Annotated in this window: 23 protein-coding genes; 2 read left to right on the top strand and 21 right to left on the bottom strand. The window is 39.9% G+C overall.

Features of this window, described 5'->3' with window-relative positions; translation table 11 throughout:
* Positions 1-198 precede the first annotated feature (198 nt).
* The 19 genes from QCD85_RS13855 to QCD85_RS13765 all read right to left on the bottom strand — a co-directional run bounded on the left by QCD85_RS13855 (position 199) and on the right by QCD85_RS13765 (position 16,273).
* Positions 199-624: an OsmC family protein gene (locus QCD85_RS13855; protein WP_274171195.1), complete on the bottom strand. Its 426-nt coding sequence runs from the start codon at positions 622-624 to the stop codon at positions 199-201.
* A 27-nt stretch (positions 625-651) separates the two neighbouring features.
* Positions 652-1,398, bottom strand: a complete 747-nt coding sequence (locus QCD85_RS13850; protein WP_273614551.1) for an amino acid ABC transporter ATP-binding protein — start codon at positions 1,396-1,398, stop codon at positions 652-654.
* A 21-nt stretch (positions 1,399-1,419) separates the two neighbouring features.
* Positions 1,420-2,064: an amino acid ABC transporter permease gene (locus QCD85_RS13845; RefSeq protein ID WP_273614550.1), complete on the bottom strand. Its 645-nt coding sequence runs from the start codon at positions 2,062-2,064 to the stop codon at positions 1,420-1,422.
* 87 nt (positions 2,065-2,151) lie between these two features.
* Positions 2,152-3,030 carry a substrate-binding periplasmic protein gene (locus QCD85_RS13840; protein WP_274171196.1) on the bottom strand — a complete coding sequence of 293 codons (879 nt, stop codon included), beginning with the start codon at positions 3,028-3,030 and terminating at the stop codon, positions 2,152-2,154.
* A gap of 14 nt (positions 3,031-3,044) precedes the next feature.
* The gene (locus QCD85_RS13835) at positions 3,045-3,638 is read right to left on the bottom strand and encodes a TetR/AcrR family transcriptional regulator (RefSeq protein ID WP_273614548.1); all 594 of its coding nucleotides are present in this window, start codon (positions 3,636-3,638) and stop codon (positions 3,045-3,047) included.
* Positions 3,639-3,840: 202 nt separating this feature from the next.
* Complete coding sequence (locus QCD85_RS13830) at positions 3,841-4,008, bottom strand: hypothetical protein (protein ID WP_273614547.1); 168 nt, start codon at positions 4,006-4,008, stop codon at positions 3,841-3,843.
* Between the two features lie 240 nt (positions 4,009-4,248).
* Positions 4,249-4,710: a hypothetical protein gene (locus tag QCD85_RS13825; RefSeq protein WP_273614545.1), complete on the bottom strand. Its 462-nt coding sequence runs from the start codon at positions 4,708-4,710 to the stop codon at positions 4,249-4,251.
* Positions 4,711-4,757: 47 nt separating this feature from the next.
* The gene (locus QCD85_RS13820; RefSeq protein ID WP_301262975.1) at positions 4,758-5,222 is read right to left on the bottom strand and encodes a hypothetical protein; all 465 of its coding nucleotides are present in this window, start codon (positions 5,220-5,222) and stop codon (positions 4,758-4,760) included.
* 34 nt (positions 5,223-5,256) lie between these two features.
* Entirely contained in the window at positions 5,257-6,114 is an 858-nt protein-coding gene (locus QCD85_RS13815; RefSeq protein WP_273614543.1) for an aldo/keto reductase, read from the bottom strand.
* 272 nt (positions 6,115-6,386) lie between these two features.
* Positions 6,387-7,262, bottom strand: a complete 876-nt coding sequence (gene aguB, locus QCD85_RS13810) for an N-carbamoylputrescine amidase (RefSeq protein ID WP_273614542.1) — start codon at positions 7,260-7,262, stop codon at positions 6,387-6,389.
* Positions 7,263-7,307: 45 nt separating this feature from the next.
* Positions 7,308-8,336 (bottom strand): agmatine deiminase family protein, encoded by a 1,029-nt coding sequence (locus QCD85_RS13805; protein ID WP_301262974.1) that lies wholly within the window; start codon positions 8,334-8,336, stop codon positions 7,308-7,310.
* 217 nt (positions 8,337-8,553) lie between these two features.
* Entirely contained in the window at positions 8,554-9,411 is an 858-nt protein-coding gene (locus tag QCD85_RS13800; protein WP_373462021.1) for a carbohydrate ABC transporter permease, read from the bottom strand.
* 13 nt (positions 9,412-9,424) lie between these two features.
* A complete protein-coding gene (locus QCD85_RS13795; RefSeq protein WP_273614540.1) occupies positions 9,425-10,333 on the bottom strand; it encodes a carbohydrate ABC transporter permease in 909 nt (302 codons plus the stop codon).
* Positions 10,334-10,445: 112 nt separating this feature from the next.
* Entirely contained in the window at positions 10,446-11,807 is a 1,362-nt protein-coding gene (locus QCD85_RS13790; protein WP_301262973.1) for an extracellular solute-binding protein, read from the bottom strand.
* 97 nt (positions 11,808-11,904) lie between these two features.
* Positions 11,905-13,221: a glycoside hydrolase family 125 protein gene (locus tag QCD85_RS13785; protein ID WP_301262972.1), complete on the bottom strand. Its 1,317-nt coding sequence runs from the start codon at positions 13,219-13,221 to the stop codon at positions 11,905-11,907.
* Between the two features lie 178 nt (positions 13,222-13,399).
* Positions 13,400-14,581: a GntR family transcriptional regulator gene (locus QCD85_RS13780; protein ID WP_274171206.1), complete on the bottom strand. Its 1,182-nt coding sequence runs from the start codon at positions 14,579-14,581 to the stop codon at positions 13,400-13,402.
* Positions 14,582-14,827: 246 nt separating this feature from the next.
* Positions 14,828-15,046 carry a cold-shock protein gene (locus tag QCD85_RS13775; RefSeq protein ID WP_204826365.1) on the bottom strand — a complete coding sequence of 73 codons (219 nt, stop codon included), beginning with the start codon at positions 15,044-15,046 and terminating at the stop codon, positions 14,828-14,830.
* 107 nt (positions 15,047-15,153) lie between these two features.
* Positions 15,154-15,354: a cold-shock protein gene (locus QCD85_RS13770; protein ID WP_069329657.1), complete on the bottom strand. Its 201-nt coding sequence runs from the start codon at positions 15,352-15,354 to the stop codon at positions 15,154-15,156.
* 367 nt (positions 15,355-15,721) lie between these two features.
* Positions 15,722-16,273, bottom strand: coding sequence for a DUF6985 domain-containing protein (locus tag QCD85_RS13765; protein WP_301262971.1), 552 nt, complete (start codon positions 16,271-16,273; stop codon positions 15,722-15,724).
* 141 nt (positions 16,274-16,414) lie between these two features.
* Here QCD85_RS13765 and QCD85_RS13760 point away from each other — a divergent pair, with 141 nt between their 5' ends.
* Positions 16,415-17,491: a GGDEF domain-containing protein gene (locus QCD85_RS13760; RefSeq protein WP_273614536.1), complete on the top strand. Its 1,077-nt coding sequence runs from the start codon at positions 16,415-16,417 to the stop codon at positions 17,489-17,491.
* Between the two features lie 82 nt (positions 17,492-17,573).
* Here QCD85_RS13760 and QCD85_RS13755 read toward each other — a convergent pair whose 3' ends face one another.
* Both QCD85_RS13755 and QCD85_RS13750 read right to left on the bottom strand, forming a co-directional pair.
* On the bottom strand, positions 17,574-18,551 hold the full coding sequence (locus QCD85_RS13755) for an aldo/keto reductase (protein ID WP_273614535.1): 978 nt from the start codon (positions 18,549-18,551) through the stop codon (positions 17,574-17,576).
* A 218-nt stretch (positions 18,552-18,769) separates the two neighbouring features.
* On the bottom strand, positions 18,770-21,487 hold the full coding sequence (locus tag QCD85_RS13750) for a copper amine oxidase N-terminal domain-containing protein (RefSeq protein WP_301262970.1): 2,718 nt from the start codon (positions 21,485-21,487) through the stop codon (positions 18,770-18,772).
* 359 nt (positions 21,488-21,846) lie between these two features.
* Here QCD85_RS13750 and QCD85_RS13745 point away from each other — a divergent pair, with 359 nt between their 5' ends.
* The gene (locus QCD85_RS13745) at positions 21,847-22,404 is read left to right on the top strand and encodes a hypothetical protein (RefSeq protein WP_301262969.1); all 558 of its coding nucleotides are present in this window, start codon (positions 21,847-21,849) and stop codon (positions 22,402-22,404) included.
* Positions 22,405-22,435: the final 31 nt, after the last annotated feature.

Raw genomic sequence — 22,435 nt, 5'->3', positions numbered from 1 at the left:
CCCTCCATGTTGCCGTACGCACTTTCGCAATTGAGACTCGGAAAGCTTTCATATGTATAAACTACCCTTTAATGCGTTTAACGAATAGTCGTTGACTATCTTTATTATGTATAATTTTTCACTTATTCCGATTCAAGATCACGCTTATGATATAAAAAAAGAGATATCTTGTATAAGCAACAAGATATCTCTTTACTATTAAGCAGGTTGTACTACTTCTTCACCATTCAAAATCAGACGATAATGAATATCTGCACTTAGTGAATCAGAGACAGCACAATACTTTTCTTTGCCCATTTGAATCGCTTTCCACACACGATAATCTGGAATATCTCCATCTACTTTGAAAATAAGATCGATCGCAGTAAATCCTTTAGGCATAGCTTCTTTGCGCGTACCTTCCGTTTCGATCTCAATTTTATTAATATTATGCAAAAACGCATCTAAAATCATTGTAATATCAATACCGATACATCCTGCTAGACCCGCAAGCAATAATTCCATCGGTGTTGCGCCTTTACCATCGCCACCATACGCTGCTGTAGCATCCATACCGATTGGATAACCGGAAGGACCTACTGCTTCAAATGCTCTTTTACCATTCCATACTGTAGTTACGTTCATGATCTCTACCTGCTTTCGTATATTATATTAATAATCCATCACTTTACTAAGGAAACGTTGCGCTCTTTCTGTTACAGGTCGTTCAAAAAAAGATTCAGGATCAGACTGCTCGATAATGCGTCCCTCATCCATAAAAATCACTTTATTCGCCACCTGACGGGCAAATTTCATCTCATGGGTAACAACAATCATCGTCATTCCTTCTTGCGCTAGAGATTTCATAACATCCAACACTTCTCCTACCAATTCTGGATCAAGTGCCGATGTTGGTTCATCAAATAAAATAATGTCTGGCTCCATCGCTAATGCACGAGCAATACCGACACGTTGTTGTTGCCCTCCTGAAAGCCTTGAAGGATATTGATCTTTCTTTTCCAATAAACCTACTCGATCCAATACTCGTTCGCCGACATGCCGAGCATGAGTCGCTTCTAGCTTTTTGACCATTCGGAGAGATTCAGTTACATTTCCAAGTGCTGTTTTGTGAGGATACAAATTAAATTGTTGAAATACCATACCTGTCTGTCTACGAATTTGGAGCATTTTGTGCTGACGTTCTTTCAGCTTCATCGTGCTAGTTACTTGAATACTGTTCACTTCTATCGAACCTGCGCTTAGATCTTCTAATCCGTTTAGACAACGCAGTAATGTACTTTTTCCTGAACCGCTGGGGCCTAGCAGTACAACAATTTCGCCTGCTTGTACATCCAGATCTATCTCATGTAATACTTGATGTGTACCAAATGTTTTGGACAATCCACGAGTTTGGATCATAATACTTCCCTCACATTCGTTTTAGTATGCTTTAGCCAATCGTCGTTCAATACGTTCCAAAATCGTCGAGAATATCGTACTCATAATCCAGTACATGATCGCAATTCCAATATAAAAAGGCATATATACATAATATTGAGCAATCAACAAATCAGCAGATCGTAATAGATCGGTGACCGTAATAACCGATACCAATGATGTTTCTTTAAGCATACCGATAAATGTATTTCCCATCGGTGGAATCGCTGTACGTGCCGCTTGTGGTAAAATAATACGCCACATCGTCTGTGCTGATGTCATCCCTGTTGCATAAGCCGCTTCGGTCTGCCCTTTTGGAATTGAAAGAATCGCTCCGCGAAAAGTCTCTGATAAATACGCACCAATATTGATACTCAAAGCAATACAAGCGGCAGGAATCGCATCCAGTGTAATTCCATAATCAGTCAGCCCGTAATACACGATCACTAGCTGTACAAGCACCGGCGTCCCTCGAATAATAGATACATAAAACCGGGCAATCCAGCGAATCGGACGGTTGCCTTGCATACGTGCAATCGCTACGATTACCCCGATAATCAATCCGAAAAACATGGATATGATCGTAATCAACAATGTATAACCTGCACCTTTTAAAAGAAAAGGGAGGTTATCCCATACTAATTGCATATCTATAGTCTCCTCTCTTGATCATGGTAAAACAGAAGACTGCGCACCGTAGTGAACGCAGTCCTGATCAAGCTTTGATAATTGTTATTATTCAGCAGCAGGCTTTTCACCGAACCATTTTACAAAAATAGTCTCGTACGTACCGTCTGCTTTCATATCTGTTAACGCTTTGTTCAGTGCTTTTAAAAGGTCAGGATTATCTTTACGAATCGCAATACCAGCTTGGTCGGATTTGATTGCATCACCGACAGCTTTGATTTTGAATCCATTTTCTTCAACGATAGGTTTGAGAGCATAGATATTGTTGATCGTGGCATCAATACGACCTACATTCAAATCTTGTAAAGAAGTAATTACATCGTTATACGTTTTGATATTAAAGTTACCGACTTGTGGCAATACTTCTGTACGTAGGTAGGTCTCATCATTTGTTCCCAGACCTACGCCAATATTTTTATCTTTAAAATCAGCTAGCTTTGTAATATCTGTATTGTTGGCATTCACGATAATTTTGACCTGATTAGTAATATACGGATCAGAGAAATCCAATTGTTGTTTACGTTCGTCTGTAATTGTGACCTGACTGATAATCGCATCGAACTTGCCTGCTTGTAGACTTGGAATCAATCCTGAAAAAGCTTGTGTTGTAAATTCAGCTTTGACGCCTAGACGCTTGGCTACTTCTTTGGCGATATCTGCATCGAATCCGTCTACTTCTTTATTTGCATTCAAAAAATTATAAGGTGCATATGTGCCCATTAATCCGACTTTCAGTACACCAGCAGATTTGATCGCTTCCAGTGTATTACCTGAAGTAGCGGTAGCTGTAGTCTCTGCACTGGTATTGCTCGCTGGATCAGTAGCTGTAGAACGTGGAGCAGCATTACCGCAAGCACTCAATACCACTACCACCATAAGTAACATTGCCAAAACGATCGGTGTAGACGTACGACGTAATGATTTCATTATTACATTCTCCTTTAATCGGTTCTGCCCAGCAGACCATAAAATTCAAAACGTGCTGTTTCTTTTGCCAATTGTTCAGCAGTATGATTCACCAGCCCTGAAGAAGATGCACTTGTACCTGAACTGAACAACCAGCGTACAATTACCCCTTCGATCAGACTCATTAGAAAAGCTGCCCGTACAGATGCTTCCGTATGTACAGGTAACATCTCTAACTCTATCGCCCGCTGAATATTTTGCACAAATCCTTGCTCCATCTGTGAACGGGTAAGCATAATCTGTTCCCGTACTGCTTCGCTAAATCCTGTGCCATCAAGCAACATGCGCATCAAATGAGTGTGTTGCTCGGCAAATTGAAATAATCGATATAACAATTTCTCCGAAGCTTGCACCATATCATCCGCAGTACCTGAATGGGTACGGTAACCTACACCAATCACTTCCAATAACTGCTGTCTACCTTGCTCTATAATTTGAAGTGCTATACTTTCTTTGCTTTTGAAATACCAGTAAAACGTTCCTTGCGCTACCCCTGCTTCTGCAACAATATCAGACACTTTAGTTGCATGATAACCAGCATCAACAAATTGCTTGAGGGCAATCTGCATTAACTTTTCACGCTTCTCTATCGCATCCTGTTCACGAGAACTTAACGTTGTATGATCGATACGATCAACCCCTTGATTGACTCGTCAGTCGGTTTATTTTTAAATCCTATCTGATAACTTGGTATTTGTCAATAAAAAAACGCCCACCTCGTATAAAGCATACGTTGTAGACGTTTGAGCTGTCTTTTTATGATCTAATCTATTAATAGTTATTGTTCGTTGTGTTGGATGAATTACCATTTTTCTTATCACGCATCGACGTTGCTACACGACGAACTTGAGAAATCACTTTATCACGTGCACTTTTGTTACGCATAAGGTACGCTGCACCCATTCCAATAGCACTCCATAACGCTTTTCTTCCAGTCATTTTCATTTCCTCCTTCATCCTATTCAATATATACGTTCATTTCATTTGATTCCTGTGTGTATTGCTTATCTACAACTTACCCGCTTATTTCTAAGTTAAACCTTATATGATAAGCAATTCATGAATAAATGGTTAAAATAAAAATTATCTTAAAAACGTTATTCAACAAGTGACATAATTATTCTTTTTTACTTATATGTATTGTCTGCAAATCCAAAATCATGATTCACAGATTCTCATTTATACCAGACGCGCGCCCAATTGATTAGATATACCTCGCACCGCTTCCCCCATCACACGATTATGATTCCAGATAAAAAGAGGACGCAACAACGGTTCCCAGCGCTGCATCCATGGTTTGTTGGTGTGTACTTGCCAATCGTAATCCAAGCGAGTATACGCTCCACTTTCTTGTAACCGAAATATCCCTTGACCACTAAGATCACCATAAGCTTCCAGACATATCAGCGTCTGTTCTTGCTTTTCAGTGACTACAAAATCAAGCGAAATTGTATACCAGAGCTTGGTTCTCATATTCATTCTATATTTATCGCCTATTCCATTTTTACTGGCACCTTCTTGCAACCGCTGAAATGACACGCCTTGCCAGCAATGCAATTTTTCAAAATCTTTAATCAAATCCCACACTTCATGCGTGCTTGCTTCCAGTAACCAGCTTTCGGTGAACTCATATTTCCCCATAATGATGCCCCCTGTGTAAAAATTGTTGCCTGATCATCAGCGATGTATTAACGATATATTTTGGTAATATGAGAAGCTTCAGATACGCGGGCTTGCAAATGTCGACCTACTCCTGCTACCCCTTCATCCATCACTTTATTATGACTCCATACATAGACAGGGCGCATAACTGGATTGCTCATTCGCAACATAGAGTGATCTAAACGGACTTCCCAGACACAACGAATCAGTGTCGCCTGTCCATGATCTAATTCTTCCAAATAACAAGTTCCTTCGCCAGCTAGCGGGCCTTCTACCATTAATTTAAACTGATTGGGTTTGCTTTTATCAGCTACTTTTAGCAGAATTTTGAGTTTGAATAACATTTTCGTTCGAAAAGTACATTCGTACTCATCGCCAACTCCATTGGTATCTCCAGTTTGCTTCACTTTCGCAAAGCTTACCCCTTGCCAGAAATCGATATCTTCAAAATGATCCACAAGTTCCCACAATTGCTCTCTAGTCGTCTCCATCTTCCAGCTACTGGTGAACCGATAGTGGTACATATCAAATAATATCCAATGGTACTTTGTGATCTGGAGCAGGGAAAGCTTGATCCAATTGAGCGATTTCTGCTTCACTTAATACCAGTTCGGCGGCTTGAGCGTTACTTTCTACATGACTACGGCTGGATGCTTTGGGAATCGCTAGTACATTGCCATCACGAATACACCATGCCAGCAACACTTGGAAAGGATGCACGCCATGTTGCTCGGCAATCTGTTGTACGGTCGCATCTGTGGTGAGTTCGCTTCGTAACGATCCTGCTTGTGCTAGTGGAGAGTACGCCATAATCGGCATCCCTTGTTCTTTTTGCCATGGTAACAAATCCACTTCTATACCGCGTGATCCCAGATGATATAATACTTGATTGGTTGCACAATGGTCGCTATTAGGTAATTTCATCATTTCCTGCATATCTTTTGTATCCAAATTCGATACACCCCAGCGACGAATCTTACCTTCTTGTACCAATTTTTCCATCCCTTTGATCGTTTCTTCCAAAGGAATACGTCCACGCCAATGAAGTAAATACAAGTCTAACACGTCGGTTCCCAATCGATTCAGACTATTTTCACAGCTACGGATCAAGGAATCTCCACCTGCATTATGAGGATAGACTTTGGAGACCAGAAACACTTGATCTCTCATCCCTTGAATCGCTTCACCTACAAGCAATTCTGAACGTCCTTCTCCATACATTTCTGCGGTATCGATCACCGTCATGCCTAATTCTACTCCATATTTCAACGCATCGATCTCCTCTTGTCTACGAGAAGAATCGTCGCCCATATTCCATGTTCCTTGTCCGATTGCAGGTAAAACTGTTCCGTCTTTGAGTGTAATGTGGCGTTTAGTAGTCATCTGTCATCCTCCTTAGCAGTCTGTTAATACTTTAATGTAGTATTAACCGTTATTGAACCATTAAGAACAATTCATACATATCACATGACTTAGCACATAGACTGAACAGAATAACGATAATGTATGCTATCTCTCCAAAAACGTATGTAACCTCAGCAAAGATAGAACCTAAAAAAACACCTTATTATCTCGAAAGATAACAAAGTGTTTTTTGAGTTAAAAGCTTGAGTTGCTTTTCGATTATGCTGTATATCACTAGATCTATAGGTGAATCAAACTTTTTTCTCACCATCATACGTACCGATGATACCGTACAATTCAGGACGACGATCACGGAAAATGCCCCATTCTAGACGTTGCGTTTCCAATTGATCCAGATCAAATTCAGCGACTAATACCCCTTCACTGTTCCGATCAGCTTCTTGAATTTTGTTACCTTGAGCGCCTGCAATAAATGAAGAACCATAGAAGTTGATCGAAGAATCTTCGTCTTCTTCTTTGCCAATTCGGTTTGAAGCGATCACAGGAATCAAGTTCGCTCCAGCATGACCGAGCATACATGCTTGCCAGTGATCTTTGGAATCGATCGATGTATCTTGTGGCTCAGAACCGATAGCTGTCGGGTAAAATAACAATTCTGCACCCATCAATGCCATACAGCGTGCCGCTTCAGGGTACCATTGATCCCAGCAGATCCCGACGCCGATTTTGGCATATTTGGTATCCCATACTTTGAACCCTGTATCTCCTGGATTAAAGTAAAATTTCTCTTCATACCCCGGGCCGTCTGGTATATGACTTTTGCGGTATTTACCAAGAATCTCACCGTCTGCATCGATCACAGCTAGTGAATTATAACGCGCATAATTTTTCTTTTCATAAAAGCTAATTGGCAACACCACATCTAATTCTTTCGCCACTAGACGGAAATGATTGATCGCTTTGTTTTGCTCCAATTCAGTTGCATATTGATAATATTCTGCTTTTTCTTTCTGACAGAAATATGGAGTCTCGAATAATTCTTGTAGCAAAATAATTTGCGCTCCTTGCGCCGCCGCTTCACGAACCAATTTGTCTGCTTTGCGGATGTTGTCGTCGATATCCCACGTACAGCTCATTTGAGTAGCCGCTACTTTTACATTTCTCATGATGTTGTTATCATCCTTTCTATAGTAAGGTCATGTAGGTCTATATTAAGCTTGAGCAGGAATTTGTTGCGTTGTGCAGTGGACGTTACCACCTTCGCGAATCACAGCCATACCATTGATGGCATGAATTTTGCGATCAGGGAAAGTGTCTTGCAATACATTCATCGCATGTTGATCTGCTTCTTCTGCTGTACCGCCGAATACCGGTAAAATAATACCACCATTGACGAAATAGAAATTCAAATAGCTTAGTGTCAAACGTTGCTCACCATGCATCACCATAGGTGGTTGCTGAATCTCGATAATTTCTAATTTGCGTCCTTTGGCATCGACAGCATCATTTAAGATACGTAGATTTTCTTGCGTAATCTCATAATTATCATCGGCAGGATCGTGACACACTTGAATAATCACTTTACCAGGAGCTGCAAAACAAGCGACATTATCAACATGACCATCTGTTTCATCGCCAGCTAGTCCACGATTGAGCCAGATTATTTGTTCTACATTAGTAAAATCTTTGACATGCTGTTCAATCTCTGCGCGAGATAGATCAGGGTTACGGTTCGTGTTAAGCAGACATTCTTCAGTTGTCAGCATAGTGCCTTCACCATCTACATGAATCGAACCGCCTTCAAGCACAAGTGGTGCATCGAATTGACGAATATTCAAGTGTTTGAGAATCGCCGGAGCTACTGCATCGTCCAGATCCCAAGGCTCGTATTTACCACCCCAAGCATTGAAGTGCCAGTTGATCCCTGCACGTTCACCTTTGTCATTAACAACGATCGTCGGGCCATTGTCACGTAACCAAGCATCATTATGTGCAAGTGGCAAAAAGTCTACCGCTTGACCTACAAAACGTTTGCTGACATTGTCTACATCATCTGGATTCACAACCAGTGTAACTGGCTCAAATTCAGCAATCGCACTCACTAATTCTTCATATCCATCACATACAGTAGCATAATCATCAGGATAGACCATCGAATCCATAATCGGCCAAGATAATAATGTACGTTCATGTTGTTCCCATTCCGCAGGCATCTTATATTGCAAATCTATTGGTTTCATTATATTTATTCACCTTGTCCATTCATAAGTATTAGGATGATTTCACAACCTATATCATACAATACTCCTTCTATTGTACCAAGTGATTTCAGTAAATTTTATGTAAACTGACAACAATTTTCGATATAGAGCAACAAATCAAAAAAAAGAGCAATGATCTACAAACTATCATCACTCTTTTTAACACATGAATTGAATACATTAGAGCATATGGAGATCAACCTTTATTCGCACCGCCAAAGCTAAATCCTTGCGACATATAACGCTGTCCGATAATATATAATGCCACTGCTGGAATCGTATAAATAATTGAAAACGAAGCAAGTGTACCGTATTGCACCAGACCATTTTGCCCAAAATATTGATAAATCGTTACTGCGGCAGGTAATTTATCCGGACTTTGTAACAAAATAAACGGTACCAAAAAGTTGCCCCAACTGCCTGCAAAAGCAAAGATGCCTACAGTAAAAATACCTGGTAACATTAACGGTACAATAACCAATCGCAATGTCGTCCAGATCGAAGCACCATCTACCCATGCCGCTTCTTCCAATTCAAGCGGAACCGAATCCATAAAGTTCTTCATCATCCAGATCGAATAAGGAAGTGCCGAAGCGGTCAAAAACAGTACGGTAAAAAAGAGCGAATCCTGCATACGGAAATAGATAAAAAATTGGTAAACAGGCACCATAACGGCTGTAATTGGCAAGCCTGTAGCAAATAAAATGATATACATAAATGAACGTTTATACTTGAGTTGATAGCGAGACAATGGATAAGAAGCAAGCCCTGCTACGACTACTACAAGCAGTGCCTGACCGACAGCCAATATCAATCCATTCCCAAACGATTTCTGGTTATCGGTATTGGTAACAGTAGAGACGTAATTATCCAATGTAAATGCACTTGGAAGCTTGAGAGCTAGTGTCGCATTTTGATCGAGTGATGCAAATAACAACCATAATAAAGGTAATAAAAATAACATACCGATTAGAGAGAGAATAATATAAGGCAACGTACGTGCAACGACAAAGCGATTCATCCGACGCCGTTTACCGAGATTTAGACTGCTCATGGTCTCTCCTCCTTTATAACTTCACTTTCAACATGCGCATATACAACAGACTGGCGACAATACCGATCACTAACAACATTAGTGAGATCGCTGTACCATAACCTAATTGATAATTTACAAAAGCTTGATGATACATATAGATAGGCAATGTCTCAGTCGCCATCCCAGGTCCACCACCGGTTAACGCATAGATTAATGTAAATGAACCGAGCGTCTGTAGTGTCACCAATACCATATTCGTAGTGACTGAGCCCATAATCATCGGTAACGTAATTCGAATCATCCGTTGCCATGCTGAAGCACCATCAATCATGGCCGATTCTTCAACTTCTTTTGGTACATCTCCTAGTGCCGCCTGAAACACCATCATCGAAAAGGCTGTACCATGCCAGATATTAGCGATAATGACAGACACCATTGGAAAAGTATACAACCAGGCTATCGGCTTCATGCCAAGCGATTCAATAACAGTATTGACGGTTCCTGTATCGTTTAAAAAGGCAAACCATACAAACGCACATACCACTTCTGGAGCTACCCAACCTGCAATCACGATCGAACCAATGACACTGCGGAACCATTGTTTGCGACCGTTCATCATTACAGCGATAATAAAGCCCATCACTTGTTGCCCGATCACTGCTGAAAAGATTAAGAAAATTAATGTATTCCATACGGACGTACGAAAGTTAGCATCCTGAAACATATATTTAAAGTTCTCAAACCCAATAAATTCTGTTTTGGCTGCTGTTGCACCGGTAAGTGCCATATTGGTAAAAGCAAAATAAAATGTCAAAATCGTTGGAACAAAAAAGAACAGTAACAATAGCAACCAGCTAGGGGATAAAAATAAAGCTGCCCGCCATTGCTCACCACTTCCATGGCGTTTGGGTTTGGACACACGCGGATGTGACACTTCCATCTGGAACCCTCCTTTACCGGACAATCCTGACGAGCAGATAAGGCTGATCGACGCTAGATCCCGCCTCTACTCAACCTTATCTACCAATCATAGATTGAACGATGCTCTTCCTTTACTTGGTCTCTGTTTTATCTGCACCCACACTACGCTGTACACTTTGCGCATATTGGGTCATTGCGTCTTGAGGGCTCGCCCCTTTAGTGACTACTTTTTCCACCATTTCTTGAATAGCCGTAGAGACGACAGGATAATCGGCTGTACTTGGACGAACATGAGTATAAGTTATAAAATCAGCCGCTTTGGCATACAATGTACCCGGTTGTTCGCTATATTCTTTGTCTTTCGCTACGTCAAGGCGAGGTGTTAATGCCCCATCTAACATCGCAAATTCTTTATTGTGTTTTTCATTGACAGCCAGTTGAATAAATTCCCAACCTAATTCTTTTTCTACAGATTTAGCACCTACAGCAAGTGTCCAGCCACCAGACATAGAAGTGAATCCAGGTGCTTGTCCATTTTCTGTTGGCATTTTGACAAAATCATAGACGTCTAACGCTTCTGGCCATGGTTTGCTACCTGAAGATGCCCATGTCCCTGTCAACCAGTTACCATTAAGCGCAATCGCAACTTTTTGATTCGGCATCAAGTCTGTTTCTAATACTTGACCTGCTTGTGCAGTCAACACTTGAGATAATGGTGGCCCGAAGCCATTAGAATAAATATTGTTGATAAAGTTAAGCGAGCTCAGGATTCCCGGACTTTGTGTAATCCATTTGCCATTTTCATATAGCGGATTTTCTGTGCCGTATAATAACATTTCAAACGTCTGCATCGTTGTCGCTTCTTGACCTGCTTTACCGGAATTCATCCAGAATGGAATAATATCTGGTAATTTCTCATGAATCGTCTGGGAAGCAGTTAAAATATCTTGCCAGTTTTTAGGTTGCCATGGAACTGGTAAGCCTGCTTTTTTAAATAGTTCTTTGTTGTAATACAATCCACGTACATCTGTAGAGAAAGGGATGCCATACGTTTTGTCATCTTTTCCTTTTGCCGCGGCTTTGATAGCTTCGTTAAAATTACTCCAATCTGACCAGCTATCTACTTTAAGCGGTTCCAAATATCCTGCTTCACTATCTGCATTGATCATAAAAGAATCTTCAGCCAGTACTTCAGGAGCTGTACTTGGATCAGACATCAATAATGGAATTTTGGTCGCATATTGTGCTCCTTGGATCGGTTGTAATTCAACAGTGACACCTGGATGCGCTTTCTCAAATTCTGTTTTGACACTGGTTAACCATTTTCCCCAGTTATCTGTTTCATTCCATTTTCCATAAGCTACTTTGACGATTTTGTTCGATGAATCTCCTCCAGAAGCACTCGTTCCTGCGCTGTTATTCGAACATGCTGCTGTTAATACAGTCAAACTAACCAATAACCCTGCTATCCATTTACGTTTGCCTTTTGCCATCGTTATCGCTCCCTTATCGTTAATTCTGGGTACAACATCATGTGACATCTAAGGTGTTATTTACTCGGTATGACGTAATAGCTATTACTGCACAAGCTTATGACGATTGAATTTTACCGCTGGGAACTGTATAACCACAGTATGTCAAAATCAGTTCACTGAATAACGAATTAGCCCATGAAAACCATTCACGCGTATATTCTTCCGGTCGATCCATATGAAAGCCTTCATGAAGAAAATCAGTATCTGCATCGGTATTTTCCAAAGTGTGTAACAAAGATAGAATTTCTGACTGATGTTGGGATGTCAAAGCTTGCATAGCTAACGAAATATGCCATATATATTGAGGAGGGGTGTGAGGACTACCAATCCCTTGAGCTGCTGTACCGCTATAATAATAAGGATTGTGCTGACTGAGTATAAACTTTCTAGTATTTTGATACAATGGATCATCTAGCGTGCAATAACCTAGATAAGGAAGCGAAAGTAGACTGGGTACATTAGCATCATCCATCAGATTATAATTGCCTAATCCATCGGTCTCGTAAGCATATATCCGTCCAAATTCAGGATGATCTACAATACCATATTCCTCAATACCTGCTTGAATTTGTGCTTTTAATAGAGAAGCTTGAGAAATCCATTCTTCATCTTGATACACTTCTCTTGCGATCTGCTCCATATAACCTAATACCACTACAGCAAACATATTCGAAGGAATCAAATATCCGTACTCACAAGCATCATCACTCGGTCGAAATCCTGACCATGTCATCCCTGTAAAGCCAACCGGAGTTCCTTTGCCTTCATAAGGGAGCGTATCGGATACCGGACAATCGGTTCGTTCAAACGTATACGGTGAATGTTCATTATGCTTCTGCTCAGTACGCCATAATGTCATAATAATATGACAGGCTTTGCGGAAATGTTCATCCAAATGATCAGTTCTTCCTGTAGTCCGCCATAATAGATAAGCTAACTGAATCGGATAACATAGCGAATCGATCTCATATTTGCGTTCCCAGATCCATTTGCTCATATCAGTCTTATCGTCTTGATGTCCATTGCCATTCTCTGCTTCATTAAAAGCATTTGCGTAAGGGTCAAGCTGAATATAATGTACTTGTCGTCTGACTACATTGGCTACTAGATCACTTAATTCTCCATCTTCATTAGCAAGGATAAGATAAGGTCTAACTTGCGCGGCTGAATCCCGTAACCACATTGCAGGAATATCTCCAGTGATTACAAATACAGTTCCATCTTCTAAAGGCTTGAGCGTAGTCGTTAGTGTATTACTGATACAGTTATTGAACATACGTGCGAGCTTGGGACGTTCTGTAAGATGAGCTTGTACATCTGCTATCAATTGTTGAACAGAGAATGGTAACACACCATTTCCGATATCATTCATTGCAATCCCCCTCTTATTAAGCGCTTACATTTATAGCTATATAATAAATCACACCTTATTAACATGTCAATACATTATATTATGTTATTAAAGAAAAATATTAAGTATACCCAATGTATATCTATGCAAAAAAGATGTATCTTCTTAATAAGCAAGATACATCTTTGGCTAAGATTACTTATGAATGAACAGACGCTTCCGCAACAGAATGTCCATGAATCAAGTTTGCTTGTAACGAAATTTTGCTAGGCAATGATGCACCTTCGATCAGCGCAAGTACATTTTCTATCGCTAATCTGCCCAATGATTGTTGATCTTGTTGCATATGTGTAAATGGATATAACGCTGCACTTGCCTGCGGACTATCAAAACAAATAATTGAAATGTCCTGTGGGATATGCAGTCCCATATGTTCGATCGCTTCTTTGGCGAATAATGCTAGTTCATACTGCATCGCAAATAATGCTGTGATCTGCGGATGTGCTTCGATCATCTGCTGGATCATATCTACATTATGTTGAACAAGCACTTGCTCATCTTCTTCTTGATTACTATTCCAATACATATCGGTTAACCACGATGAGCGATCCAGTACCACACCACGTTCCGCATGGGCTTGTACAAATCCTTCGATTCGTTCTTCAATCGCTACATTATCGGTTACTTTGGACGTTAATAACGCGATATGACGATGTCCTTGATCCAACAAGTAATGTGTACCCAGGCTTGCTGCGGCTACATTATCCGTGCTAATCGACGTCGAATCAATCCCTTTGACATAGCGATCGACCAGTACATGCGGAAAGCGATCTATTACCAATTTTAAGATCTCTGAATTAAATATTTGCCCGCGTGTCGGATAAATAATCAATCCATCAACTCCATAATCTCTCAACATTCGTATCGCATTTTCTTCGATATCGGTCTGTGAAAAAGAAAGCCGTAACATCAAATATACACCCATTTTTTGCGCAGTTCTTTCCATTTCGACCAGCATTTCTTTACCATAACTATCGCTAAAATCTTCCATAATCAGCCCAAGTACAATCTGATTACGATCGGTACGTGGTCTGCTTGGAGCATCATATTTGTCTCCATCTTCTGTTTCTATGACTTCGAGTTGATCCCCATTATAGATAACAAAAGAACCTCTACCGGGTTGCCGTACAATATATCCATCTTGCACTAACATATCTAACGCTTTCTTCGAAGTGATCCGGCTTACTTCGAATTGTTCCATCAATTCTTTCTCAGATGGAATCTTATCCCCTATTGTATATTCGCCTGAATGAAAACGATTACGTAACGTTAAATACATTTGCTCGTATCTCGGTTTAAGCGATATTGAACTATCTGCCATACAATCACCTTCAATTTAGATTTACTATTATCATTTAGTATACTATGTTATATCATTTATGCAAAGAGGTATACACCAAATATTTGGATTATAGTTATCATTTTCTATTGTTTATGTAAATGACTGTTATATTCAGTTAATCTCAAATGATATTAAATTAAAAAAAGCATCAGTCTATCTGTGGATCACAATCATCCATCAGTAAACTAATGCTTTTTAATATTGTTGATAAACTCTTCATCCGAATTAACGCTTTTTGTTGGGTCTACTATAGCTCGTATTATCCAACACCGGTAATTCTTTTTGAGCGCGGGTCATGGGCGACTTGCATTGTGAACAAACCGGTACATCTGCAAGTGCAAAGTTATCTCGCATCCATCCTTTGCAATCTGGATTTGTACATTCCCATATATCAGTCATTGCCATTGGAATCTCTTGCGATGGATTTTTCCGTGAATAGTACATGTGTAGTCCCCTCCCAGTAGTAATATCTATTTGTTTCTTGCACAAGTTACAAATATTTGAATAAAAAAACACCCTTAACTAACGTTAAGGGCGTCTTATAAACTGAATTACAGTTTTACAACGTTCTCAGCTTGTGGACCACGGTTTCCTTCAACAACGTTGAATTCTACGCGTTGACCTTCGTCCAAAGTTTTGAAACCGTCGCCAGTGATAGCAGAAAAGTGAACGAATACGTCGCTTCCGCCTTCAACTTCGATAAAACCAAATCCTTTTTCTGCGTTAAACCATTTTACTGTACCTGTTTGCATTGTAGTACCTCCAAAGAAATTAAATTTACATGACCTTCTTTATTCAGAAGATTAACATCCGATAAAATAGAATAATCACATATTGTACAAGGCTCTTCGCCTTCTAACATAACAACCCTCTACAATATGTGAGTACCAGTCACGTTTTCGTTACTCTTATTATAACCGATTACACGAATAAATACAATGTCTTTATCAGGTAATTTTTGTAATTTCGCTAAACCGCATCTTTCATCTTAGGTGGTGACATTTTTCGTCAGCAATCGCTAAGGTCATAAGGCTCACTTTATACTTATACCAGAGCATACAGAACTGAATCGCTTTCAAACAATAAATGTAAGCGTATACTTTATTAGTTAATTACCGTTTAATCGATATCGTATGCTGTATAAAAAGTACTCACATGAACAGGTTGGTGATCAACTACTTTGACTCCTAATCCATGTTCTGTATCCCATGTACAGTGAAAATTAAGATAGTACGTCGCTTCCGCCGAAGTTTCTTTGATCAGAAATCCTTGTAACGTTATATACGCTTTTAATTGCTCCGGCTGTGTAATATACGGAATTGATTGATCTCGTTCTTGAATCGTAGCAGGATCTTGCGGATCAATTTGCCATGCTTGACGATAACGCTCTTCAATCTTTTGATAATGTTCAAAAACGATCTGTAGCACATGCTGCTGAATATATTCGCTATGCTCGATATAATGCTCCCAGATCTGTTGTTGTTCTATAGAAGGAGCCGTCAGATGTTCAATCTCTTCTTCATTGTCAATCGCCTGAATAAATTCTACTTGCATCACAACCTGTTGCCCCATCAGTTGAAATATATAGTCTCCTTCGAATGTTACTTCTTCAGTCACATCATAAGCATCATCTTCTAATGTTAATTGTGTGTACCAGCTTGGATCGATCATCGTATTCTACCTCCTGCTATACGTATATTTTTTGTTTTGGTAAAGCTTGTCTTTTCTTATGATCCTATAATGATTTATACTTGTCTTTACATGAATGTGTAAGATTACGCATTTTAAATCTTGAGGCTGTATGGTGATGTTATGAATAAGCAGTCCAAATGGATACATCAATTTTTCAGAGTATACTGGATTGTCATTAGTGTCCACTTTTTTGCTCAGTGGGGTTCTTTTGTATTTTTGGATTATGACGATAGTGCTTCTCATTTCTATATTTATATTCTAATTCTACCTACTCTTTGGATGAGCATCGTTACTTTGATCACAAAATGGATGTATGTCCGTTGGAATCATTTATCTTTTTACGTGTTATTTAGTGCAAGTACACTGATCACATGGACGATTATTTATCTAAATTATGATATTCGTATTATTACCGCACTATGTTTGTTGCCGATTCTTTCAGCTGTCGTATTTTTCAAACGTCGTTTATTATGGCTTCCTTCAGTCTTACAACTTATCGCATTTACTTCATTGTATCTGACAGATTCACACTTCCGCAATTATCTATCTTCCTTTGATGTGATTGCCGTGATTGCTTTTATTATTGTAAGTACCTGTATTGCTCATATTATTGTTGCTTGCGGTATAGAAATTTTAACCGATTTACAGGTCACGATGTTAGCGAAGCAAGATCTAATTGTCAAAAATGCTATCATGAGTAAACTGTCCAAAACAGATGGTCTGACGAATCTATATAATCAAATTTCTTTTCACGATTATTATGATACTGCTTTTGATTATGCCAGTAAGGGTGCTGAGCTTCATCTGGCTTTATTGGATATTGATGATTTCAAAGCTATTAATGATACGTATGGTCATCAAGCAGGAGATACTATTCTCGGGAAAGTGTCTCAAGTGATTCAACAACATATGTCTTCTAGCGATATTGCCGCCCGTTATGGTGGAGAAGAGTTCGCGTTGCTTTTATTTGATCAGACATTTGAAGAAGCTTATGCTCTGGTAGAAAGTATACGTAATGGCGTTGCTGAATTACAACATCCTGAAATGAATGGCAAGTCTGTTACAGTCAGTATCGGTCTGCAAAGCTATGGCTCTGAACAGACCAAAGAGCAGTTATTTGAACAGGTCGATCATTATCTTTATCAAGCCAAACGCACAGGTAAAAACAAAACGGTGACTGCTTGTAATGTAGGATAATTCTATTACGATAACGTATAGTACAATAACAAAAACTCCAATCCTATACATATTAAGGATTGGAGTTTTGCTTATATCGTATTTAGAATCCTGTTACAGGATGCGGAATATATGGCTCTTCTAGACGCTTGATTTCATTTTCAGTTAGAACAAGATCTACAGCCGCAACTGCATCTTGCAAATGATGTAGCTTGGTTGCTCCTACGATTGGTGCTGTGACCGGTTCTTTTTGCAATACCCATGCCAGTGCCACCTGTGCACGTGGAATATTACGCTCAGAGGCAATCTCTGCTACCCGTTCTACCACTTTACGATCTGCTTCAGCGCTAGCTGCATATAGACTTTGACCAAAGCTATCACTTTCAGAACGTGACGTTTCTTCTTCCCAGTCACGAGTTAATCGACCGCGTGCTAATGGGCTCCATGGAATTACGCCAATTCCTTCTTCTTTACAAAGAGGAAGCATCTCACGTTCTTCTTCCCGATAAAGTAAATTGACATAGTTCTGCATAGATACAAAGCGTGTCCATCCATTTTGCTTACTGATATCTAAAGCTTTCATAAATTGCCAAGATGCCATCGAAGAAGCACCGATATATCTAGCTTTACCTGCTTTCACTACATCATGAAGAGCTTCTAATGTTTCTTCTATCGGTGTATGCGGGTCCCAGCGATGAATCTGGTACAAATCTACATAATCAGTTCCTAGACGCTGTAGGCTATGATCGATCTCTGCCATAATCGCTTTGCGTGAAAGCCCACCACCATTTGCACCTTGATGCATTTTGCCATGTACTTTGGTAGCGATAACGATCTCATCACGATTCGCATACTCTTTGAGCGCTTTTCCTACAATCTCTTCACTGGTTCCATCTGAATAGACATTGGCTGTATCAAAAAAGTTAATACCTGCTTCCAAAGCTTGCTTAATAAAAGGACGACTGCTCTGCTCATCTAATGTCCATGGATGTGCTCCACGATCAGGTATTCCATAACTCATACATCCCAAACAAATTCGCGATACATCGAGACCGGTACGACCTAATTTTACATATTGCATTAATGTCCCTCTTTTCCGCCCGGAGGCAAGTAGATATGATTCATAAAAAAAATCAATACTTCCTTCCTTATCATAACCAAAAATAGACATAATGAGTCAATAATCTAAATGTTCTTGCCCGAATCACCAGTACATATGGAGCAATCAAAAAGCAAGCTCTACCGGTAAAGACCGATAAGAGCTTGCTTGAGAAAAGAACTTATAGATAACGCTTAGTATTACTGAGCGATGATTTGAGCTTCTCTCGAAGCTACAGAGAGAGCATTAACAGTCGCTACACGTCCATCAGCAATAGATAATACAAATGCTTTATAGGCAACACCTGAGCGGATAGCAGCGCCATTAATATCAACATCTGTTGTTGTAAATGTCCACTCGCTATATACGCCTTTGGTGACTGTCTCATAATTGCGTTCACTCACACGATTCGCATCTGCCAATGAGAAATTGTTTGAGCTTGCAGACGGTACCAGCATCACAGCATAGCTTGCAATACCTGTTTCACCGGATGGTTTGGAGAAAGTTACTTTGATTCCCCCATTGGTTGCCGTCGCATTCAGGTTAGTAACCGGCGCTACCGTTGATGTCTTGATCGTAAAGTCATTTGATGCTCCAGATAATGTATTTACCGAGCGAACCGAACCATCCGCTACACTTAACACATACACACGATAAGCTACATCTTTGACAATCGCATTACCGTTATAATCTTTGGTGCTCGTTGTTAAAGCTTGCGTTACTTTGGTTGCTGTTTTGGCAATGCGTGTATAATTTGCCGCAGCTACATTATTTGCTGTATTGACGTTAAATGAACCTGCTTGATCAGCACGTACCACATAGACACGATATTCAGAAATACCGGTATCGTTAGCTGGTACAAAACTAAACGTAATATCCGATGCTGTACTTGTTGAATTGCTATTCGTTGTTGCTACGGTATTAACAGCTGATGTCGCACCATTGGCAGCTAATGTAATAACAGACGAAGCGCCTGATAATGAATTGTTGCCCGAAGCATTTCCTGTACCTGTCGTCAAAACAAATACTTGATAATTAGTACCATTTTTGATCAGATCACCATTTACATCTTTGGAACCTGCACTGAACGTTACTGTACGATTGGAACCATTTTTGCTAATTTGTAAATAATTCGAACTGGATACACTGTTAGCTGTAGAAAGGTTGAATTTGCTCGCATTGATTGATTTGACAACCATAACACGATAGTTATTCACTAATCCTTCATCACTCGCTTTGTTAAATGTCACTTGGAGATCGCGTCCATCGCCGTAGTCGCTAATATCACTAACAGCTATTCCACTCACATTTCCTGTCGATTGTGTACCTGTCTGAAGTGTAAGTGTAGAAGAAGCAGAAGACAAGCTATTTGCATACGAACCTGAACCAAGTGCCATCACATAGATACGATAAGGCACATCATTGGCAATCGCTTCTCCGCCACTGTCTTTCAGTGATGTCGATAGCGTAACTGTGCGATCGCTACCTGTTTTGGATACATCGATATAACGGCTTGATGCTAATCCGTTAGCTGTTGCAATATCAAAGTCACCTGATGCTTTGCTACGCACTACGAATACACGATACCCGCTAATTTTGGATTCTTCAGAAGACTTGGTAAACGTCACTTGAATATCCCGTCCATCTGCGTAGTTACTCACATCTTCTACTTTAGTGATCGAAGGAGCTTCAACTGTACGTCCTAATGTTAATGAATTAGAACCAGCAGATATACCAATATTGTCGCCACTGCTTGTGATTGACACTACAAATACGGTATATGCTGTTCCTGTTGTAATCAATTCACCCGATGTATCACGCGTGGTATTCGTTAAGCGTGTTGTTGGATTGGAACCTGTTTTGTTAATCGTTGTATAGTTAGAACTGCTAACTTTTGCTGCTTCTGTTGAACTAAAGCTACCTGCACTTGTCGTTTTTACAACGAACACACGGTAATTGCTTAATTTACTTTCATCGCTTGCTTTGGTAAATGTCACTGAGAAGTCTCGTCCATCGCCATTGTCAGAGACATCACTTGCTTTGACATCGGTTGCTATAGCAGAAGCTGTAGCGACTACACCTAGAGAAACAATCGGTGAACTTACAGATAAAGCATTGTTATATCCAGTCGCCCCTACTGCCAGTACATAGACACGGTAATTCACATTTTTCTGGATCAATTGTCCGTCTGTATCACGAGCTTGAGGCATTAATGTGATTGTATAATTGCTACTGCCTTGCGGAATAGCTGTATAATTCGCTGCCGGTACATTTTGTGCGGTATTGATATTAAATGTATTACTATTGGCTTTGACTACTAGAATACGGTACTGACTGATTCCTTTTGTGCTTGCAGAAGCTGGAAAGCTTATTTCTAGATCATTACCATTTCCTTGTTGCCCGACTACTTTGGTATTCACATAAGGTACCGGTGAGATCGAAGTCGATGGAGTCGTTGGTGTGGTAGGCGTTGTTGGTTTGGAGCTAGTGGTTGTAATGCTAACTGTCTTGGTCGATGAGTTCCAACCTACTTTTTCACCTAAAGCTTCGCTGACAAAGCGTAAAGGGACAACTGTTCGTCCTTTAATCGACTTTGCAGGTACGTCTAATACAACAGATTTGCCATTGATTGTTGCTGTTCTAGAACCAAGTGGTAACACAATCGTTGTACCATCTTTGGTAGCTGTTACTGTTTTGGTGCTTTGTTTCCAGAGTACTTTTGCGTCTAGCGCTTCAAAAACACCTCTTAATGGAACCATCGTACGGTTAGCTGACATTACAGGTGCCTGGTCTGTTGTTAGCTGAACTCCATCGATCGTAATTTTAATCGGTGTTGCTGCGCTGACGGATGGTGTATGTAGACCTCCGCTTACCGTCAATGCTGTTACTAATACTGCTGAACAAATCTTCTTTTTCATTTGTATTCATCCTCGTTCCCCCGAAATAGTGCCAAACGCTATCTGCCAAGCTTGTCCTTTATTCCCTGTCTATTAGACGAACACCATAGCTGAAAAGTTTCCATACTTGTTTATTTATTTGGAATCTTTTGCTGATGATCGATTGATTCTCAGGCGCCCATCTATCGACTATATGTAAGTTAACATCGTTACCTCAAAGTAACAACCAAAGATTCGTCATAAATTAGCAACAGTTTTTTAATGATTGCTTCAGTAGCTGTGATTATTTACAAGTTGGATACAATTGGTATTTAAGTTAGATACATTTGATGTGTAATATAAAAGGCAAGACAATTACACTATCGAGGAGATGTACAATAATGAATATTCACAAATGGATCGCAACTTCGGTTATCGCAGGAGTACTTCTGACAGGAGCAACTACCACGCACGCTGCTACAACTCATTCAGATAACGTTGAAGCCAAAGCAACTACTGCTAACTCTACGACGACTAACAAGCAATATCCTGTCACAAATGTGGATTACTCTACCGCTCAATTGAAAAAAATCACTCAAGCTTTTGCCGGTTTTGATGGATTTGAGACTCCTTATGTACCTACTCGTATGATCAAAGGCGATGCTTTTCGCAAAGTCAGTGGTGTGGGTGATGGAGTAACTTTTTTGTTCAAATATATGACCGTTTCAGTATCCCCACGTGATTATTCTTATGATTACAAAGGTACTACAGTAATTCTTCCTAATTCTAATCAAGTCAAAGCCAAATGGTACAAACCGGATAAAGTAGATATGTTAACATTCAAACTAGATGATCGTTATGTAACGATTTCTTCACCTTATCATTTATTGGGTAAAGCGAAGCTGGAACAGGTTGCTGTAGATGTTGCTAAATATGTTCCTGTGTCTGTTCCTAAGTAATAATAGGTAGTGTCATACGATAGAAATGACA

Origin of the sequence: Paenibacillus sp. PsM32, from assembly GCF_030433815.1 — a bacterium.
Classification (GTDB): domain Bacteria; phylum Bacillota; class Bacilli; order Paenibacillales; family Paenibacillaceae; genus Saccharibacillus; species Saccharibacillus kyungheensis.
Note: the sequence above shows the minus strand (reverse complement) of the source record. Positions and strands in the feature narration are given on the sequence as shown.

What these genes read in the sequence shown, in the direction of transcription:
- QCD85_RS13760 (WP_273614536.1), top strand. Translation starts at nt 16,415, where the DNA reads ATGAATAAGCAGTCCAAATGGATACATCAATTTTTCAGAGTATACTGG.
- QCD85_RS13835 (WP_273614548.1), bottom strand. Translation starts at nt 3,638, where the DNA reads ATGCAGATTGCCCTCAAGCAATTTGTTGATGCTGGTTATCATGCAACT.
- QCD85_RS13800 (WP_373462021.1), bottom strand. Translation starts at nt 9,411, where the DNA reads ATGAGCAGTCTAAATCTCGGTAAACGGCGTCGGATGAATCGCTTTGTC.
- QCD85_RS13775 (WP_204826365.1), bottom strand. Translation starts at nt 15,046, where the DNA reads ATGTACTATTCACGGAAAAATCCATCGCAAGAGATTCCAATGGCAATG.
- QCD85_RS13820 (WP_301262975.1), bottom strand. Translation starts at nt 5,222, where the DNA reads ATGGAGACGACTAGAGAGCAATTGTGGGAACTTGTGGATCATTTTGAA.
- QCD85_RS13745 (WP_301262969.1), top strand. Translation starts at nt 21,847, where the DNA reads ATGAATATTCACAAATGGATCGCAACTTCGGTTATCGCAGGAGTACTT.
- QCD85_RS13805 (WP_301262974.1), bottom strand. Translation starts at nt 8,336, where the DNA reads ATGAAACCAATAGATTTGCAATATAAGATGCCTGCGGAATGGGAACAA.
- QCD85_RS13790 (WP_301262973.1), bottom strand. Translation starts at nt 11,807, where the DNA reads ATGGCAAAAGGCAAACGTAAATGGATAGCAGGGTTATTGGTTAGTTTG.
- QCD85_RS13755 (WP_273614535.1), bottom strand. Translation starts at nt 18,551, where the DNA reads ATGCAATATGTAAAATTAGGTCGTACCGGTCTCGATGTATCGCGAATT.
- QCD85_RS13815 (WP_273614543.1), bottom strand. Translation starts at nt 6,114, where the DNA reads ATGACTACTAAACGCCACATTACACTCAAAGACGGAACAGTTTTACCT.
- QCD85_RS13765 (WP_301262971.1), bottom strand. Translation starts at nt 16,273, where the DNA reads ATGATCGATCCAAGCTGGTACACACAATTAACATTAGAAGATGATGCT.
- QCD85_RS13770 (WP_069329657.1), bottom strand. Translation starts at nt 15,354, where the DNA reads ATGCAAACAGGTACAGTAAAATGGTTTAACGCAGAAAAAGGATTTGGT.
- QCD85_RS13850 (WP_273614551.1), bottom strand. Translation starts at nt 1,398, where the DNA reads ATGATCCAAACTCGTGGATTGTCCAAAACATTTGGTACACATCAAGTA.
- QCD85_RS13830 (WP_273614547.1), bottom strand. Translation starts at nt 4,008, where the DNA reads ATGACTGGAAGAAAAGCGTTATGGAGTGCTATTGGAATGGGTGCAGCG.
- QCD85_RS13780 (WP_274171206.1), bottom strand. Translation starts at nt 14,581, where the DNA reads ATGGCAGATAGTTCAATATCGCTTAAACCGAGATACGAGCAAATGTAT.
- QCD85_RS13750 (WP_301262970.1), bottom strand. Translation starts at nt 21,487, where the DNA reads ATGAAAAAGAAGATTTGTTCAGCAGTATTAGTAACAGCATTGACGGTA.
- QCD85_RS13785 (WP_301262972.1), bottom strand. Translation starts at nt 13,221, where the DNA reads ATGAATGATATCGGAAATGGTGTGTTACCATTCTCTGTTCAACAATTG.
- QCD85_RS13825 (WP_273614545.1), bottom strand. Translation starts at nt 4,710, where the DNA reads ATGGGGAAATATGAGTTCACCGAAAGCTGGTTACTGGAAGCAAGCACG.
- QCD85_RS13795 (WP_273614540.1), bottom strand. Translation starts at nt 10,333, where the DNA reads ATGGAAGTGTCACATCCGCGTGTGTCCAAACCCAAACGCCATGGAAGT.
- aguB (WP_273614542.1), bottom strand. Translation starts at nt 7,262, where the DNA reads ATGAGAAATGTAAAAGTAGCGGCTACTCAAATGAGCTGTACGTGGGAT.
- QCD85_RS13845 (WP_273614550.1), bottom strand. Translation starts at nt 2,064, where the DNA reads ATGCAATTAGTATGGGATAACCTCCCTTTTCTTTTAAAAGGTGCAGGT.
- QCD85_RS13855 (WP_274171195.1), bottom strand. Translation starts at nt 624, where the DNA reads ATGAACGTAACTACAGTATGGAATGGTAAAAGAGCATTTGAAGCAGTA.
- QCD85_RS13840 (WP_274171196.1), bottom strand. Translation starts at nt 3,030, where the DNA reads ATGAAATCATTACGTCGTACGTCTACACCGATCGTTTTGGCAATGTTA.